We start from the raw sequence: 14,673 nt of genomic DNA, 5'->3' as shown, positions 1-14,673 counted from the left end.
TCGTGACGGACGGCTTGGGTGCGCGTACCCCGGTCAGGGGGTGGCGACGGCGGCGCGGGAGCGGTCCGCGGCGATCCGCACCGCGAGCGCGGCAAGCACCGTGCCCATCACCCACCGCTGCAGGCGCGCCCAGCCCGGCCGCCGGGTGAGGAACGCCGACACCGAACCGGCGCTCAGCACGATCAGCGCGTTCACGGTGAGCGCCACGACGATCTGGGTCAGGCCCAGCAGCAGGCTCTGCACCGCCACGTGCCCGCGCGCCGGGTCGACGAACTGCGGCAGCAGCGACACGTACAGGATGGCGATCTTCGGGTTGAGCAGGTTGGTGACCAGGCCCATCGTGAACAGGCGCCGGGGCCGGTCCGGCGGCAACGGCGTCGGGGTGAACGCCGACGTGCCGCCCGGGCGCAGCGTGCGCCAGGCCAGCCACAGCAGGTACGCCGCGCCGGCCAGCTTCACCGCCGTGTACAGCGGCGGGACCAGCACGAACACGGTGGCGATGCCGGCCACCGCGGCGGCCAGGTAGACCAGGAACCCGGCTGCCACGCCGAGCAGCGACACCAGTCCGGCCCGCCGCCCCTGGGTCACCGAGCGGGACACCAGGTAGACCATGTTCGGCCCGGGCGTGAGCACCAGACCGAGCGCCACCAGGGCGATCCCCATCACCGCGCCGACTGTAACCATGTCGCCTCCCCGTTGCCGACCGTGAACCGGACCCTACGCCCACCCGCCGACACCCACCGCCCCGCCGCGCCCTCACCCCTGCTCCCACTCCGGCGATCATGAGGTTGACGGCGACAAATCGGTCACCGACGGCCGCTAACTTCATGATCGCCGGAGTCGGGGGGTCAGCGCGGGGCGGGGGCGGTGGGGATACTTGTCGCATGTCGATCGTGCTGTCCGCGCCGGCGACCGCGACCGCGCCCGGTCTGCTGCTGCGACCGTGGCGCGACGGCGACGCCGACGCGCTGATCGAGGCGTACCGGGATCCGGTGCTGCGTGCCTGGACCAGACATCCGGTGACCGGACCGGCGCAGGCGCGGGTGTTCCTGCGCCGCAGCCACCAGGGCTGGGCCGCCGGGCACCGGTTCATGTTCGCGGTGCTGGAGGAGGAACGGGTGGCGGCCTGTGTGGTGCTCAAGGACGTCCGCCCGGGCCGCCCGGCCGCCGAGGTCGGCTACTGGACGGCCGCGCCGGCACGGGGCCGGGGCGTCGCGCCACGCGCGGTGGAGGCGGTCACCGGATGGGCGTTCGCCCGGTTCGCCGCCACCGGGCTGACCCACCTGGAGCTGCTGCACCAGGTCGACAACCCGGCGTCCTGCCGCGTGGCGGAAAAGAGCGGGTACGCGTTCGCCGAGGTCCTGCCGGCCCGCGCGCCGTTTCCCCGCGACGGCCACCGCCACGTCCGCCACCTGCCCTGACGCCGGGTCCGGCCCGCCGCTGCTCTCATCATGAGCCGAGCAGGCGCAGCAGCACCGCCCAGCTCCCGACCAGGCAGGCCGTCGCCACAGCGAGGCCGATCAGCCAGTCGCGCACGCCGGCGCCCCCTCACCCCGGGGGGCACGCTACGCGGCGGCCCGCGCGGGAACAGCCCGGCCCCGCGCGACGCTGACTCTTGTCGGACGGCGGCGGCTACCGTGGGTACGGGAGGTGACGGCGGTGACGACAGCCTGGGAGGCCGCGGTCGAGGCGCAGATCCGCTCGGCCCAGGAACGCGGCGAGTTCGACAACCTGCCGGGCGCCGGCAAGCCCATCCCGGGGCGCGACACGCCCTACGACGAGGGCTGGTGGATCCGCAGCTTCATGGAGCGCGAGCAGATCCCGTCCGACCTGCTGCTGCCCACGCCGCTGCAGCTGCGCCGCCGCATCGAACAGCTTCCGGTCGAGCTGCGTGACCTGCCCACCGAGGAAGCCGTCCGGTCGTACGTGGCGGCGCTCAACACCGAGGTGGTGGCCTGGCTGCGTACCCCGACCGGGCCACGTGTGGTGGTCCGCCCGGTGAACGTCGAGGACGCGGTGCGCGGCTGGCGTGCCGATCGGGAACGGGCCGCGCCGGTCGTCACGACGCCGGAGCCACCCCGTGCCGCGTCGGCCCGTCCGCGCCGTCGTTGGCGCTGGTGGCGCCGCTGAGCGTTCAGGGGCGCGCCGCCTGCCAGGTCCACGAGGTGCGTCGTGGCCGGTCGTCGAGCGGCGCGCGGCCGGTCAGCCACAGCAGCACCGGCGCCGGCCTGCCGTCGGGCGCATCCGGGAACAACCGGCTCACCACCCGGGCGCACAGCTCGGCGGGTGGCGACCAGTCCAGGCCGAGCCCTCGGGTCAGGTCGTGTGTGTGCAGCAGGATCTCGGCCACGCCCATCGCGGCGAAGCCGCCCGGATCGCAGGGGCCGAAGTGCCACGCCCGGTCGTCCGGGCTCGCGGCGTCGACAGTGGCGGCCAGGATCCCGGCCGCGGCCGCCGCGACGGTGAGCACCTCGGCGGGCGCGGCGTCCGCGCGTACCCGCAGGTCGTACGGGAGGTAGCCGCCGTCGGGCCGGCCGGACACCTGACCGGCGTACGCGATCAGGTCGTGCGCGATGTGCGCGGCGGTGGTCCAGCAGGACCAGTCCAGGTCTCCCGCGCGTACCGTCCAGTCCCGGCCGGCGGCGGGCCGCAGCACGGCGGTCGTCGCCGCGGCGGCGGCGCGGAGGTCCGCGCCGTTCACAATCGCCGCACGCGCAGCACACAGGTGAGCATCGGCAGCGTGAACTCGCCGTCGGCGGTCTCCGGCCGGCTCGCCAGGTACGCGCGGATACGGTCGAGCGCCGCCGTGCGCTCCCGTTCCGGCATGACCAGCATCCCGGCCCGGGTGGCGAGCGTCGCCACGAGCGAGTCGGCGGTCCGGCGCTGCCCGTGCGGGAACTCCGCCTGCTCGGGCGAGCCGAACCGGGCCTCGCCGGTCTTCGGCAGGTGCATGGTCGCCGTGGCGTCGCGCCAGCTCGCGGGCGTGTCCCGGGGGCCGATGGCGGCGCTGCCGCTGACCGTCGCGAGCCCGGCGACCCAGTCGACCCGGTCGTCCACGACGTTCCACAGTCCGGCCAGGACACCGCCGGGGGAGAGGACGCGGGCGATCTCCGGCCCGGCCACTGCCATGTCGAACCAGTGCATGGCGTTGCCGGCGACCACGGCGTCGACGGAGGCGTCCGGCAGCGGGATCGCCTCGGCGCTGCCGGACAGCGCCCGTACGCCAGGCAGGGTGCGGCGGAGTTCGGCGAGCATCGCCGGGTCCGGCTCGACGGCCGTGACGTCGTCGCTCACCTCGGCCAGCGTGGCGGTGAGCTTGCCGGTGCCCGCACCGAGGTCGAGCACCCGCGCGCCGGGTGCGGGTTCGAGCGCCCACCGCAGGGCGGCCCGCGCGTAGTCGGGACGGTGTTCGGCGTACGCGGTGGCCGCTGCGCCGAACGACGAGGAGTGCCGGCGTCGTGCGTCTTCGTCCATCGGGTCACCCTATCGACGGGCGCCTTCGGCTGCGGCCCTCACGGCGCCGTTCGGACAGCCACCAGCGCGAGAACGGGCGCACTACCATCTGCGCATGGACTCCAGCGGGACGTCTGTCGAGGCCATCTTTTTCGGCACCACGACCGTCTGGCTGTCCGACGGGACGTCCGGCATCCTGATCGACGGCTTCCTGAGCAGGCCCTCGCTGCTCCGCGTCGCGTTCGGTCGCGTCGCTCCCGACCTCGGGCGGATCACCAGTGCTCTCGCCCGGGCCGGGGTGACCCGTCTCGACGCGCTCTTCGTCGCCCACTCCCACTACGACCACGCCATGGATGCCCCCGAGGTCGTCAAGCATCTCGGGGGCAGGCTCTTCGGTTCCGAGTCGACCCTGAACGTGGGGCGTGGCGCGGGCCTCGCCGAGGAGTCGATGACGCGCATCGCGGACGGCGGCGAGCACACGGTCGGCGCGTTCACCGTGCGTGTGCTCGCCGCCGTCCACAGCCCCGGCAACAGGTTCCCGGGCACGATCGACGAACCGCTCGTCCCACCGGTCAGGGCGAGCAGCTACCGCGACGGCGGGTGCTTCTCCTTCCTCATCACCCATCCCGGCGGCTCGCTGCTGATCCATCCGAGCGCCAACTTCGTACCCGGCAAGTTCGACGGGCTCGACGTCGACGTCCTCTACCTCGCGACAGGCGCTCTGGGTGTTCAGCCGCGGCGGTTCCAGGACGACTACTGGCGGCACGTGGTGGAAGCGACGCGCCCGGCCTCATCGTGCCGATCCACTGGGACAACTTCTTCGTGTCGCTGGACCGCAGGCTCCGCCCGCTGCCGCCCGTCTTCGACAGGTTCGCCGTGACGAAGGCGTTCCTCGACCGCAGGAGTGCGGAGGCCCGGATCCCCGTACGGTTCCCCGAGCCCTTCGAGGTGACCAGGCTGTTCGCGAGGTAGGCGTCAGCGGAACCGGTCGACGGTGACGGGAAGCATCCCCTGCTCGCGCATCCGAGTCGTCAGACCGTACAGAAGCACACCGACGGCCTCATCGCGGTCGCCGAGAAGGTCGCAGGTCACGTCCAGTCCCCAGGCGGCACCCGCGGCAACGCGGCGCAGATCCCAGCGGAAGGCGTCGCCGCGGACCTGTCGGCGCGCCGCTCCCAGGACACGCGTGCCGGGATCCGCCGGGTCGCCGGTGATCGGCATCTGCCACGCCTCGCCGAGTGCCGTGAGACCGTCCGGGCTCAACTCGCCGGCGAACAGGATCCGGTAGACGCGCGTCTCGCGGAACCCCGGCCGGGGACCGGAGTCGCCCAGGCGCAGAGGGGGCGGCTGAGCCGGAGGGGCGCCGAAGCACTCCCGCAGCGTGTCCTCGTCCGGCAGGTCCGCGCCGCAGAGATCTCGATAGAGCGCCGCCGCCGCGCCGCGGTCGACGGGCGTCACCCGCTCGCGTAACCCGGCGTCCGCACGTAGCCGCCGGCTGGTGGCCGACGCCTCGTGCCAACGCCCCTCGGACCGGATCCAACCACCGCTCACCAGGCCGGCGGAGGAGTAGTCCGCCGCGAGCAGGAACTCCTCGGCCAGCAGTCCTTCCGGCGCGCCGGCGGCGTCGTGCAGCACGTAGTAGTGCAGTGCGGGAGGTGAGCCGGCCATCTGGCGCGCGGGGGATGTCGTCGTCACCCGTGGATTGTCGAGCAGGCCGGGAGCCGACGGTGTTCGGCTCGCCGAACACTGTCGGTGCCGCGACTATTATCGGATTACCGGTAACAGTAATCGACCTTCCTGGCCGGTCAAATAGGACGAATCGGCGCTACACCATAATGACAGTTATGTGCGCGCGGTGGGTGTGGCGCGAGATGCGCGGCGGGGGACCACCTCTCGGTCCTCGAACGACTACGGTGAGGCGATCGCGTCCGGGAGGAGGTCGATGGCAATGCGGATTGCGGTTGCCGGAGCGACGGGCCGCATCGGGGCCCTCACCGTCGCCGCGCTGCAGCGGCAGGGTCACCACGTCGTACGCATCAGCCGCTCGCTGGGCGTGGACGTGATGACGGGCGACGGGCTGGACGAGGCGCTCGCCGGCGTCGAGTCGGTGGTCGACACGACCAATGTGGCGGCAGGGGAGCGTTCCGAGACGACGGCGTACCTCGGTGGCCTCACCCGCAACCTGCTGGCAGCCGAACAGCGCGCCGGCGTGCGGCACCACGTGTTGCTGTCGATCGTCGGCATCCACCGGGTCGACGACAACGCCCACTACGCGGGCAAGAGGGAGCAGGAACGACTGGTCGAATGCGGGCCGGTGCCGTGGACGATCGTTCCGGCCACCCAGTTCCACGACTTCGCCGCCATGGTCACGAGCTGGACCGAACGCGACGGCGTCGCCACCGTCGCGCCGCTGCTGGTGCAACCGATCGCACCCCGGGACGTCGCCGACATCCTCGCCGAGGTCGCCGTCGGCGAACCGCGGGGGCGCCACGTGGACATCGCCGGGCCCGCGACGGAGGACCTCGTGGACATGGCTCGGCGTACCAATGAGGCGCGGGGTCGCCGGGTCCGGCTCGTCCCGACGTGGTCCGGCGTGTTCGGCACGTCGATGTCTGGCGACGTGCTGTTGCCGGGCGACGGCGCGCGTATCGCGCCGACCAGCTTCGACGACTGGCTAGCCGCTGGTGCGCGCTGACGGGGTGACGGCGGCGACGACCAGGTCGACGATCCCGTCGGCGTAGTCGTCGGTCAGCGGGCCGTTGCGCAGCAGCCAGCGGTGGTACAGCGGACCGAACAGCAGCTCCACCACCAGGTCCAGGGCAGCGTCGGGGCGTACCTGGCCGGCCTCGCGGGCGGCCTCCAGCCGGGCGCGGACCGCGTTCAACTGAGGGCGGAGCAGCCGGTCGCGCGCCTGGGCGGCCAGGTCCTCGTCGGCGAGCGTCTCGATGGTGATGGCACGGGTGGTGGCGGACAGCCGGGGATCGGCGAACTCGGCGACTGTAGCCCGGAGAACCGCACGCAGATCAGCCCGCAGGTCACCGGTGTCGGGCAGCGCGATCACCTCCGGCATGTCGTCGGCGAGCGCGTCCAGGATGACCGCGCCCTTGCCGCGCCACCAGCGGTAGATGGTCTGCTTGCCGACCCCGGCGCGGGCGGCGATCGCCTCGACGGTCAGGGCCGAATAGCCGGTCTCGGTCAGCAGCTCCAGGGCGGCGGCGAGGATCGCGCGGCGGGACTGCTCGTTGCGGCGGGTGGGCTGCGGAGTCACAGCGGCAGCCTACCGCGAGACGAGACGTATCGTCTTGACGGAGGTGGTCGTGCCATGCTCTGCTGGGCAAGCGAGACGGGACGTCTCGTCTCAGCAGAGATCAGGAGATCACTTGCCGCACATCGCCATGGTCAGCATCCCGTTCCACGGCCACGTCAACCCGAGCCTGGAGATCATCCGTACCCTGGTGCGGCGCGGCCACCGGGTCACGTACGCCAACGACCCCGCCTTCGCCGAGGTCATCCGGGCCACCGGGGCGGAGCTGAAGCCGTACGCCTCGACGCTGCCCGCTGACGGCGGCGCCGGCATCGACGACCCGGTCGCGCAGCTCACGCTCTTCCTCGACGACGCGATCGCCATGCTGCCGCAGCTGCGGGCCGCATACGCCGACGACCGGCCGGACCTGTTCCTCTACGACATCGCCGGCGCGCCGGCCCGGCTGCTCGGCGAACAGTGGGGGATTCCGGCCGTTCAACTGTCCTCGACGTTCGTGGCCTGGGACGGCTACGAGCAGGAGATGGCATCCGCTGTGGAGGCGATGCGGGCCGATCCGCGCGGCGCCGACTACTACCGGCGGTTCACCGCATGGCTGACCGCCGAGGGTTCCTCGGTCACCGACAGCATGGCGTTCCAGGGGCGGCCGCCCCGCAGCCTCGTCCTGCCGCCGGAGGCGCTCCAGCCGAACGCCGACCGCGTGGACCGGTCGGTCTACAGCTTCGTCGGCCCGGTGCTGGGCGACCGCGCCGAGCAGGGTTCCTGGGTACGACCGGAGCACGCCGGGAAGGTGCTGCTCGTCTCGCTCGGCTCCGCCTTCACCCGGCAGCCCGAGTTCTACCGCCGCTGCGTCGCCGCGTTCGGCGACCTGCCCGGCTGGCACACCGTCCTGCAGATCGGCGAGCACGTCGACCCGGCCGAACTCGGTCCCGTCCCGGACAGCGTCGAGGTCCACCGGTGGGTGCCGCAGCTGGCCGTACTGGAGCAGGCGGATGCCTTCGTCACCCACGCCGGCATGGGCGGCAGCAGCGAAGGTCTCTACTGCGGGACGCCGATGATCGCCGTACCGCAGGCGGCCGACCAGTTCGCGAACGCCGAGCAGCTGGCCGCGCTCGGCGTCGCCCGGGTCGTCGACTCGGGCACCGTCACCGCCGCGGAGCTGCGCGAGACGTTGCTCGCCCTCACGTCGGACCCGGCCGTGGTGGCCCGCAGCGCCGAGCTGAAGCGGCAGGCCCGCGCCGCCGGTGGTGCCGACCGGGCCGCCGACCTGATCGAGGCCGAACTGGCCGCGGTACGGGGCGGCGCCGCGAGCGGCGGGTGAGGCGTGGTCGCGGCGGGATGCCGCCGCGACCACGCCCGGTCAGTCCTCCGCCAGCACCGTGAAGGTGAATGCGGTGCTCGTCGGACGGTTCAGCGGGATGTCGCACTTGACCCGGCGCAGCACCTCGGACCGGGTGAGGCCGAACCGGTGCGCGATGAGCCGGTCCGGGCGCACCGGCACCGGGTCGTCGAACGTGACGTTCACCTGCACCGGCCACCCGTCGAGCGGTACGACCGGCGCGTCCAGGCGCCACGCTCCGGTCCAGTCGAGGGTGAAGTGGCAGCGCCGGGCGAACGCCGGGTCCAGCAGTGTGGCCGCCACCAGGTCGGGATCGTTGAGTTGGTGGCCGTGCAGATCGGTGGGATCGAACGAGCTGACCGCCGCCCGCTCACGGACGGTGAGCTTGCTGGTCCGGCCGCAGGACACGCAGTGCACCAGCAGCCAGACGTCCAGCAGCTTGCCATTGGCGTTGACGCGGAACCGGCCCCGGGCGGCGGTGGCCGTCTCCGCCCGGCAGATGACGCAGCGCAGCGACAGCAGCGGAAGGCGGGTCCGGCGTACGACCCAGGGCAGCACGATATGAGGTTGGGATGACATGGAGACCTGATCTCTGAAGACCTGACGCGAGGCCGATTACGCGCGGCCTCGGACGCTGTGGCCGGGCGCGCGAGGGCAGCCCGGGGAGCCGTCGCGCAGGCGACGGCTACAGGCGTGGGGAACGTGTCAGGGTCAGAGAGCAGGAGGGGTCACGCGGAATCGTCCTTCTTCGCTGCGACAGGAGTGCGGGAAACGTACGGGACGTGCGGAACCGCTCTCAACCCGTTTTCCGGCACCGCTGCGTCACGCATCACTTCACTGACTAAAAGTTTGCAGTCCCTGCAAGATCGCTCGTAGGGTCGTGGCGTGACCACGGATCAGAGCCGCCCCGGCCTGCGCGACCGCAAGAAGCGGCAGACCCGCGCCGCCCTCAGCGCCGCCGCGCTGCGCCTGGTCGCCGAGCGCGGCCTGGACCAGGTGACGGTGGAGGAGATCAGCGAGGCCGCCGACGTGTCGGCCCGCACCTTCTTCAACTACTTCCCCAGCAAGGACGAGGCGCTGCTCGGCGACCAGCCGACCGACCGCGAGGTGCTGGCCGCCCACATCGTCGCCGCACCGCCGGAGGTGTCCGCGTTCGACGCGCTGCGGCTGGCCTTCGACGACGTTGTCGAAGCCGTCGAGGCCGACCGGGAGGTGTGGCTGCTGCGGCTGCGGGTGATCGCGGCAAACCCGTCGCTTCTTCCGCGTCTGATCAGCGGCAACGCCGAGACCGAGCAGGTGATCGTCGCGGCGGTGGCCGCCCGGCTGGGCCTCGACCCGTGCCACGGCCACCCGACGCTCGTCACCACTGTCGCCGGCGCGATTCTGCGCACCGCCCTGATGCAGTGGGTCGAGCGACCCGACACGACGACGCTGCGCGAGCTGACCGCCGAGGCGTTCGCCGCCGTCGCCGCCGGCCTGCCCGATCCTTCCTGACCCCTCCCATCCGTACCGGCCGCGGCCGCCCGCCCGCGCACACGACAAGGAGTTCGATGACCACCGCCACTGTTCCGCCCGCCGAGACGGGTACGCGGATGTCACGCCGGGAGGTTCTCCAGGCGTTGTCCGGCCTGATGGTCGGCATGTTCGTGGCGATCCTCGCCTCGACGGTGGTGGCAAACGCGCTGCCCCGGATCATCGCCGACCTCAACGGCAGCCAGACCGTCTACACCTGGATCGTCACCAGCGAGCTGCTGGCGATGACCGCGACGGTCCCGCTGTGGGGCAAGATGGCCGACCTCTACAGCAAGAAACTGCTGATCCAGTCGTCCCTCGGCCTGTTCGTGGTCGGCTCGCTGGTCGCCGGATTCACCCCGAACGTCGAGGTGCTGCTGCTCAGCCGGGTCATCCAGGGCATCGGCGCGGGCGGCATGACCGCGCTCGCCACGATCGTCATGGCGGCCATGATCCCGCCGCGTGAGCTGGGCCGGTACGCCGGCATCTTCGGCGCGGTCTTCGGTGTCGGCACCATCGCCGGCCCGCTGATCGGCGGCGTCCTGGTCGACACGTCCTGGCTCGGCTGGCGCTGGTGCTTCCTGATCGGTGTGCCGTTCAGCCTGCTGTCCATCGCGCTGCTGCAGAAGACGCTGCACCTTCCGGTGGTCCGCCGCAGGGTCCGCATCGACTGGCTCGGCGCCCTGCTGATCACCTCCGGTGTGTCCACGCTGCTGATCTGGTCGTCGCTGGCCGGGAACAAGTTCGACTGGGCGTCCGGCTGGACCGCGCTGCTGGTCGGCGGCGGGCTGGCGCTACTCGCGCTCGCCGTGTTCGTCGAGTCCCGCACCGACGAACCGATCATCCCGCTCGGCATCTTCCGCAACCGCACCGTCAGCCTCACCACGGTGGCCAGCATCCTGGTGGGCGTGGCGATGTTCGGCGGCACGGTGTTCCTGTCGCAGTACTTCCAGACCTCGCTCGGCAAGTCGCCGACGGTGGCCGGCCTGATGAGCCTGCCGATGGTCCTCGGCCTGCTGGTCTCCTCGACCGTGGCGGGTCAGCTGATCACCAAGTACGGGCGGTGGAAGATGTTCCTGGTCGCCGGCGCCGCGGTGATGACCGTCGGCATGCTGCTGCTGAGCACCATCGACGCGAACACGAGCGTGCCGATGCTCTCGGTGTACATGGCGGTGCTGGGTGTCGGTGTGGGCATGCTGCTGCAGAACCTGGTGCTGGCCGCGCAGAACGACGTGCCCGCCGCCGAGCTGGGCGCGGCGACCTCGGTGCTGACGTTCTTCCGCAGCATGGGCGGCGCGGTCGGGGTCAGCGCGCTCGGCGCCGTCCTGGCCAACCGGGTGACGTCGCTGACCACCGAGAAGCTCGGGCCGCTGGCCACCGGCGGCGGATCGGCCGAGGTGCCGGATCTGTCGGCCCTGCCGGAGCCGGTGCTGCGGATCGTGCAGGAGGTCTACGGCACCGCCACGTCGGAGATGTTCCTCATCGGCGCGCCGTTCGCGCTGCTCGCCCTGGTCGTCGTGCTGTTCATCAAGGAGAAGCCGCTGAACACGCTCAGCGGTGACGAGCGCCGGGTCCGTGAGGAGGCGGCGGCCGCCGGGATGCACTGACCCCGCACGGTCGAGCGTGGGGCCGCCCCCGGGAGTCACCGGGGGCGGCCCCTTGTGCGATTGCGGTCAGCGTTCCGTACGGTCGTTGATCTCGGTGCCGGACTCGCCGGGCATGGCACCGATCGACTCCTCGGCGGCCCGGCCGCCGGTGCTCTCGTCGCCCTGCTTCAGCGAACTGCGGGGCAGCCCGGCCAGGTGAGCCGGGTCCTCGATCGGCTGGGGCGGCCACTGGTCCTGCGTACCGTCGGTCACCCCGGCGCGGCGCAGCGCCTCGACCAGTTGGTCCGGCGACAGGCGGTCGACCTCCTGTATCCCGGCCCCGCGCGCAATCGCCTGCAGTGTCTTCAGGTCTTCGCTCACGAATGTCTCGGCCATGCCCGAGCCTTCCCGCCCCTCAAGACAAGGAAACCGGCGGGCCTGCCACCGCCGGGTCGATCATGAAGTTGTACCGGACAAACCGGGCGCCGGACACCGTCAACCTCATGATCGACGCGAAATGGGAGGTTCGGTCAGCGGCGGGCGGGTTTGCGGTCGGGGCGCGGGCGGTCCCGGTCCGGGTCGATCCCCACCTGGACGGCGAAGGCCGGGTCCACGGCGAGCAGGGGGCGGGGGCCGAACAGCGCCATTCCGGTGAGCAGCGTGTCGGTGTCGCGGCCCTGCCAGACCGGGCGGCGCTCGGGGTCGAGGTCGGCGTGCTCGCGGCGCAGCCGCCGCAGCAGGCGCCGGGCGGCGGACCCGGTCTCCGGTACCTCGGTCAGCCACCAGCCGCCGAGCGCGGTGGCCAGGCAGCAGAGCAGCAGCCCGGCGACCGAGGCGGGACCACCGGCGGAGCGCCCCTCGACGGCGCTGTCCACGAGCCGGGTCAGCCCGACCGCGGCGACCGCGAACAGCGGCACCGTGCCCAGCGCGATCCGCCGTCGCTGCGCGCGGGTGAGCAGCCAGCCGTCGCGGACCAGCCGCCCGACCGTACGGCGCAGCGCCCGGCCCACCTCCGGGTCGGCGAGCACCGCGGCCCAGGTCTGCGGGCGGCGCAGCGCGCTGTGCAGGGCGCGCACCAGCGCGGGCGAACCGGGCGGGGGCGGTCCCTGCGCGTGCAGGGTGGCCAGCTCGCCGATCTCGACGCCACCGGCGCGGCGCAGCGCGGCCACCCCGAGCTGGCAGGCCAGCAGCGCCCGGTCGGTCAGGTACGCCAGCTCGACCCGGTCGGGCGTCGCGCCCCGGGTACGGCGGCCGGTCAGTTCGCGTACCGCGATCGCGATCGCGACGGCCACGGCGACCGCGCCGAGGTAGTCGAGGAGGAAGATCGACCCGCTGACTCCCCAGAGCATGGCGGCAAGTATGTCAGGAGCCGTGCCGTACCTCGGAGTCCCAGATCTGCGACCACGGGCGGCGCAGCCCTCGGGCGACGAAGATCGGCTCGCCGTTCTCGTCGTTGTCGACGTCGACCCGCTGGTCGACCCGGCCGGCCTCGGTGACCTCGGTGAACCAGGCGCGCAACCGGTCCGGGCGGGACCAGCCGACGACGATCACCACGTCGGCGTCGTCGGGCGGCCGGCCGAACGTGGCCATGCTGTTGTGCCCCGAGTACGCGCGGGGCAGTCCCCGCTGCGGCCCGTACCGGGCCAGCGCGCCGGCCTCGCCGTAGTTGCCGGTCAGCACCACCGCCCGGTCCCGCTCGGGCGGGGGCAGGGCGCGGTGCACGGCGGCGACCGAGTCGGCGAACTCGGGCCAGCCGATGGTCTCGCCCGCGTCGTAGTTCGCCGCGACCACGAACCCGGGCAGCCGGTCGGCGGGCAGCGTGGGCAGCAGCAGCACCGCGCTGCTCGCGGCCATCAGCACGGCGGCGGTGACCAGCAGCGCCTGCCGGACCCGGGGCGTGCCCCGCCGCGCCCACACGACGGCCGGCACCACCCCGGCGGCGGTGAGCACCAGCAGCAGCGGCGCGTCGTAGTAGCCCTTGCCGCCGGCCACCACCACGATCGTGACCACCACCAGCCACGCCCAGGCAAGCGACCGGTACGCCGCCCAGGACGGCCGGCGCAGCAGCGCGACCAGCCCGGCGACCCACACCGGAACCGCGAACGGGCTGATGATCAGGAACTGGAGCACCAGCGCGTCGATGCGGCCGCTGTAGGAGCTGTCGCCGTCGGCGATCGACGCGGCGACGTCGAGCTGCGGCAAGCCGTGCGCGGCCTGCCACGCCGCGTACGGCACGGCGAGCAGCACGGCGACGCCCGTGCCGGCGAGCACCCACCGGTCGCTCAGCAGCCGGCGTGGCCCGGCGATCAGCACCCCGGCGACCAGGCCGACGCCGAGCAGGGCGGGCAGCGGCTTGTTGAGCAGGCCGACGCCGAGCGCGAGCCCGGCGCCGAGCGCCCACCGGCTGTCGCCGGTGCGCAGCATCCGCACCACGCACAGCGCCGCGGCCAGCCACACCAGCAGGTCGACGCTCGTGGTGCTGAGCAGGTGGCCGCCGGCCAGCACGATGCCCGAGGCGGCGGCGAGCACCGCCGCGGCCGTCTGGGTGACGCGGTCGGCGCCGAACTGCCGGGCGATGGCGGCGACCAGCACCACCGCCGCGCCGCCGATGAACGCCGACGGGGTACGCAGCACCACCAGGTTGCCCGGCGCGATCGTGTCGGCCAGCCGGGCCAGCGCCGGCACGAGAGGCCCCTGGTCGACGTAGCCCCAGTCGAGGTGCCGGCCGCACAGCAGGAAGTACAGCTCGTCGCGGTGGTAGCCGTAGCGGCCGGCGAGCGACAGCAGCACGACGGTGAGGACCGCGCCCACCACCATGGGCGCTGCGGTACGCGGACCGGCGGGCGGCGGGCCACCGGGCGCGGCGGCCTGGCTCCGATCGACGTCGGCGACTGATTCGGCCACCTGCCCATGATGGACCGCACCGGTGGGCCGTCGATGCCCCGTGACCCTCGGCCGGGTGGACGGAAACCGGTGGCCGGACGGCCGGGGCGACGGTTAGCGTGCCCGGCGATGAGGATTCGTGACTACGCCGACGCCGACTGGGACCAGGTCTGGCCGATCTTCGCCGACGTCGTGGCCGCCGCCGACACGTTCGCGTACGACCCGGAATGGTCGCCGGAGACGGCGCGCGAGGTGTGGGTGGAGCGGCCGCCGGGGCGTACCTCGGTCGCGGTGGACCACGACGGCACGGTGCGCGGCACCGCGAAGATGGGCCCGAACCGGCCCGGGCCGGGGTCGCACGTGGCGACCGCGAGCTTCATGGTGGCGGCGCACGCGCGCGGCCGGGGCGTGGGCCGTGCGCTGTGCGAGGACGCGTTGGACTGGGCGCGGCGGCAGGGCTTCGCCGCGATGCAGTTCAACGCCGTGGTGGAGACCAACACGGCGGCGGTGGAGCTGTACCGGCGGCTGGGCTTCACGGTGATCGGCACCGTGCCGGAGTCGTTCGCCCACCCGACGCTGGGCCGGGTCGGGCTGCACGTCATGCACCGGCGGCTGTGACATCGGCGGCCGGAAAACGC

Annotated in this window: 17 protein-coding genes; 8 read left to right on the top strand and 9 right to left on the bottom strand. The window is 72.9% G+C overall.

Annotation, left to right across the window (positions count from 1 at the left end):
• Nucleotides 1–33 precede the first annotated feature (33 nt).
• A complete protein-coding gene (locus tag A4R25_RS06575; RefSeq protein ID WP_043324080.1) occupies nucleotides 34–684 on the bottom strand; it encodes a LysE family translocator in 651 nt (216 codons plus the stop codon).
• Between the two features lie 200 nt (nucleotides 685–884).
• Here A4R25_RS06575 and A4R25_RS06570 point away from each other — a divergent pair, with 200 nt between their 5' ends.
• Together A4R25_RS06570 and A4R25_RS06565 are read left to right on the top strand one after the other, a co-directional pair.
• Nucleotides 885–1,421 (top strand): GNAT family N-acetyltransferase, encoded by a 537-nt coding sequence (locus A4R25_RS06570; RefSeq protein WP_064445981.1) that lies wholly within the window; start codon nucleotides 885–887, stop codon nucleotides 1,419–1,421.
• 238 nt (nucleotides 1,422–1,659) lie between these two features.
• Entirely contained in the window at nucleotides 1,660–2,130 is a 471-nt protein-coding gene (locus tag A4R25_RS06565) for a DUF1992 domain-containing protein (RefSeq protein ID WP_064446494.1), read from the top strand.
• A 4-nt stretch (nucleotides 2,131–2,134) separates the two neighbouring features.
• On the opposite strand, the gene A4R25_RS06560 is transcribed toward A4R25_RS06565, so the two are convergent.
• Nucleotides 2,135–2,701 carry a maleylpyruvate isomerase N-terminal domain-containing protein gene (locus tag A4R25_RS06560; protein ID WP_064445980.1) on the bottom strand — a complete coding sequence of 189 codons (567 nt, stop codon included), beginning with the start codon at nucleotides 2,699–2,701 and terminating at the stop codon, nucleotides 2,135–2,137.
• On the bottom strand, nucleotides 2,698–3,474 hold the full coding sequence (locus A4R25_RS06555; protein ID WP_064445979.1) for a class I SAM-dependent methyltransferase: 777 nt from the start codon (nucleotides 3,472–3,474) through the stop codon (nucleotides 2,698–2,700). Before A4R25_RS06555 ends, A4R25_RS06560 begins: the two co-directional genes overlap by 4 nt.
• Before the next feature lie 94 nt (nucleotides 3,475–3,568).
• Between A4R25_RS06555 and A4R25_RS06550 the strand changes: the two genes are divergently transcribed.
• Complete coding sequence (locus A4R25_RS06550; protein WP_231915441.1) at nucleotides 3,569–4,333, top strand: MBL fold metallo-hydrolase; 765 nt, start codon at nucleotides 3,569–3,571, stop codon at nucleotides 4,331–4,333.
• Between the two features lie 95 nt (nucleotides 4,334–4,428).
• On the opposite strand, the gene A4R25_RS06545 is transcribed toward A4R25_RS06550, so the two are convergent.
• Nucleotides 4,429–5,148 carry a hypothetical protein gene (locus tag A4R25_RS06545; protein WP_231915440.1) on the bottom strand — a complete coding sequence of 240 codons (720 nt, stop codon included), beginning with the start codon at nucleotides 5,146–5,148 and terminating at the stop codon, nucleotides 4,429–4,431.
• 253 nt (nucleotides 5,149–5,401) lie between these two features.
• Between A4R25_RS06545 and A4R25_RS06540 the strand changes: the two genes are divergently transcribed.
• Nucleotides 5,402–6,148, top strand: a complete 747-nt coding sequence (locus A4R25_RS06540; RefSeq protein WP_064445977.1) for an SDR family oxidoreductase — start codon at nucleotides 5,402–5,404, stop codon at nucleotides 6,146–6,148.
• Here the strand turns inward: A4R25_RS06540 and A4R25_RS06535 are convergent.
• Nucleotides 6,128–6,721 carry a TetR/AcrR family transcriptional regulator gene (locus tag A4R25_RS06535; RefSeq protein WP_064445976.1) on the bottom strand — a complete coding sequence of 198 codons (594 nt, stop codon included), beginning with the start codon at nucleotides 6,719–6,721 and terminating at the stop codon, nucleotides 6,128–6,130. The genes A4R25_RS06540 and A4R25_RS06535 overlap by 21 nt on opposite strands.
• Before the next feature lie 127 nt (nucleotides 6,722–6,848).
• Between A4R25_RS06535 and A4R25_RS06530 the strand changes: the two genes are divergently transcribed.
• Complete coding sequence (locus tag A4R25_RS06530; RefSeq protein ID WP_064446493.1) at nucleotides 6,849–8,036, top strand: macrolide family glycosyltransferase; 1,188 nt, start codon at nucleotides 6,849–6,851, stop codon at nucleotides 8,034–8,036.
• 39 nt (nucleotides 8,037–8,075) lie between these two features.
• Here A4R25_RS06530 and A4R25_RS06525 read toward each other — a convergent pair whose 3' ends face one another.
• Nucleotides 8,076–8,612 carry a DUF1062 domain-containing protein gene (locus A4R25_RS06525; protein WP_231915439.1) on the bottom strand — a complete coding sequence of 179 codons (537 nt, stop codon included), beginning with the start codon at nucleotides 8,610–8,612 and terminating at the stop codon, nucleotides 8,076–8,078.
• A gap of 327 nt (nucleotides 8,613–8,939) precedes the next feature.
• Here A4R25_RS06525 and A4R25_RS06520 point away from each other — a divergent pair, with 327 nt between their 5' ends.
• The gene (locus tag A4R25_RS06520) at nucleotides 8,940–9,548 is read left to right on the top strand and encodes a TetR family transcriptional regulator (protein ID WP_064445974.1); all 609 of its coding nucleotides are present in this window, start codon (nucleotides 8,940–8,942) and stop codon (nucleotides 9,546–9,548) included.
• Nucleotides 9,549–9,604: 56 nt separating this feature from the next.
• Nucleotides 9,605–11,173 carry an MDR family MFS transporter gene (locus A4R25_RS06515; RefSeq protein WP_064445973.1) on the top strand — a complete coding sequence of 523 codons (1,569 nt, stop codon included), beginning with the start codon at nucleotides 9,605–9,607 and terminating at the stop codon, nucleotides 11,171–11,173.
• 66 nt (nucleotides 11,174–11,239) lie between these two features.
• Here A4R25_RS06515 and A4R25_RS06510 read toward each other — a convergent pair whose 3' ends face one another.
• From A4R25_RS06510 to A4R25_RS06500, 3 genes are all read right to left on the bottom strand, one after another.
• Entirely contained in the window at nucleotides 11,240–11,548 is a 309-nt protein-coding gene (locus A4R25_RS06510; RefSeq protein ID WP_013286318.1) for a hypothetical protein, read from the bottom strand.
• A 134-nt stretch (nucleotides 11,549–11,682) separates the two neighbouring features.
• Complete coding sequence (locus A4R25_RS06505) at nucleotides 11,683–12,501, bottom strand: TIGR04222 domain-containing membrane protein (protein ID WP_064445972.1); 819 nt, start codon at nucleotides 12,499–12,501, stop codon at nucleotides 11,683–11,685.
• Between the two features lie 13 nt (nucleotides 12,502–12,514).
• Nucleotides 12,515–14,056, bottom strand: a complete 1,542-nt coding sequence (locus A4R25_RS06500; protein WP_064445971.1) for a glycosyltransferase family 39 protein — start codon at nucleotides 14,054–14,056, stop codon at nucleotides 12,515–12,517.
• A 108-nt stretch (nucleotides 14,057–14,164) separates the two neighbouring features.
• On the opposite strand from A4R25_RS06500, the gene A4R25_RS06495 reads away from it, so the two are divergent.
• Entirely contained in the window at nucleotides 14,165–14,653 is a 489-nt protein-coding gene (locus A4R25_RS06495) for a GNAT family N-acetyltransferase (protein ID WP_064445970.1), read from the top strand.
• Nucleotides 14,654–14,673: the final 20 nt, after the last annotated feature.

This window comes from Micromonospora sp. NBRC 110037 (assembly GCF_001652995.1).
Lineage (GTDB): Bacteria > Actinomycetota > Actinomycetes > Mycobacteriales > Micromonosporaceae > Micromonospora > Micromonospora chalcea.
The sequence above is the reverse complement of the archived record's forward strand: the minus strand, read 5'-3'. Positions and strand labels throughout refer to the sequence as shown.

Bases quoted from the DNA above. Each gene is read 5' to 3' on its own strand.
- A4R25_RS06575 (WP_043324080.1), bottom strand. From the start codon at position 684: ATGGTTACAGTCGGCGCGGTGATGGGGATCGCCCTGGTGGCGCTCGGT.
- A4R25_RS06570 (WP_064445981.1), top strand. From the start codon at position 885: ATGTCGATCGTGCTGTCCGCGCCGGCGACCGCGACCGCGCCCGGTCTG.
- A4R25_RS06555 (WP_064445979.1), bottom strand. From the start codon at position 3,474: ATGGACGAAGACGCACGACGCCGGCACTCCTCGTCGTTCGGCGCAGCG.
- A4R25_RS06550 (WP_231915441.1), top strand. From the start codon at position 3,569: ATGGACTCCAGCGGGACGTCTGTCGAGGCCATCTTTTTCGGCACCACG.
- A4R25_RS06540 (WP_064445977.1), top strand. From the start codon at position 5,402: ATGCGGATTGCGGTTGCCGGAGCGACGGGCCGCATCGGGGCCCTCACC.
- A4R25_RS06530 (WP_064446493.1), top strand. From the start codon at position 6,849: ATGGTCAGCATCCCGTTCCACGGCCACGTCAACCCGAGCCTGGAGATC.
- A4R25_RS06515 (WP_064445973.1), top strand. From the start codon at position 9,605: ATGACCACCGCCACTGTTCCGCCCGCCGAGACGGGTACGCGGATGTCA.
- A4R25_RS06510 (WP_013286318.1), bottom strand. From the start codon at position 11,548: ATGGCCGAGACATTCGTGAGCGAAGACCTGAAGACACTGCAGGCGATT.
- A4R25_RS06505 (WP_064445972.1), bottom strand. From the start codon at position 12,501: ATGCTCTGGGGAGTCAGCGGGTCGATCTTCCTCCTCGACTACCTCGGC.
- A4R25_RS06495 (WP_064445970.1), top strand. From the start codon at position 14,165: ATGAGGATTCGTGACTACGCCGACGCCGACTGGGACCAGGTCTGGCCG.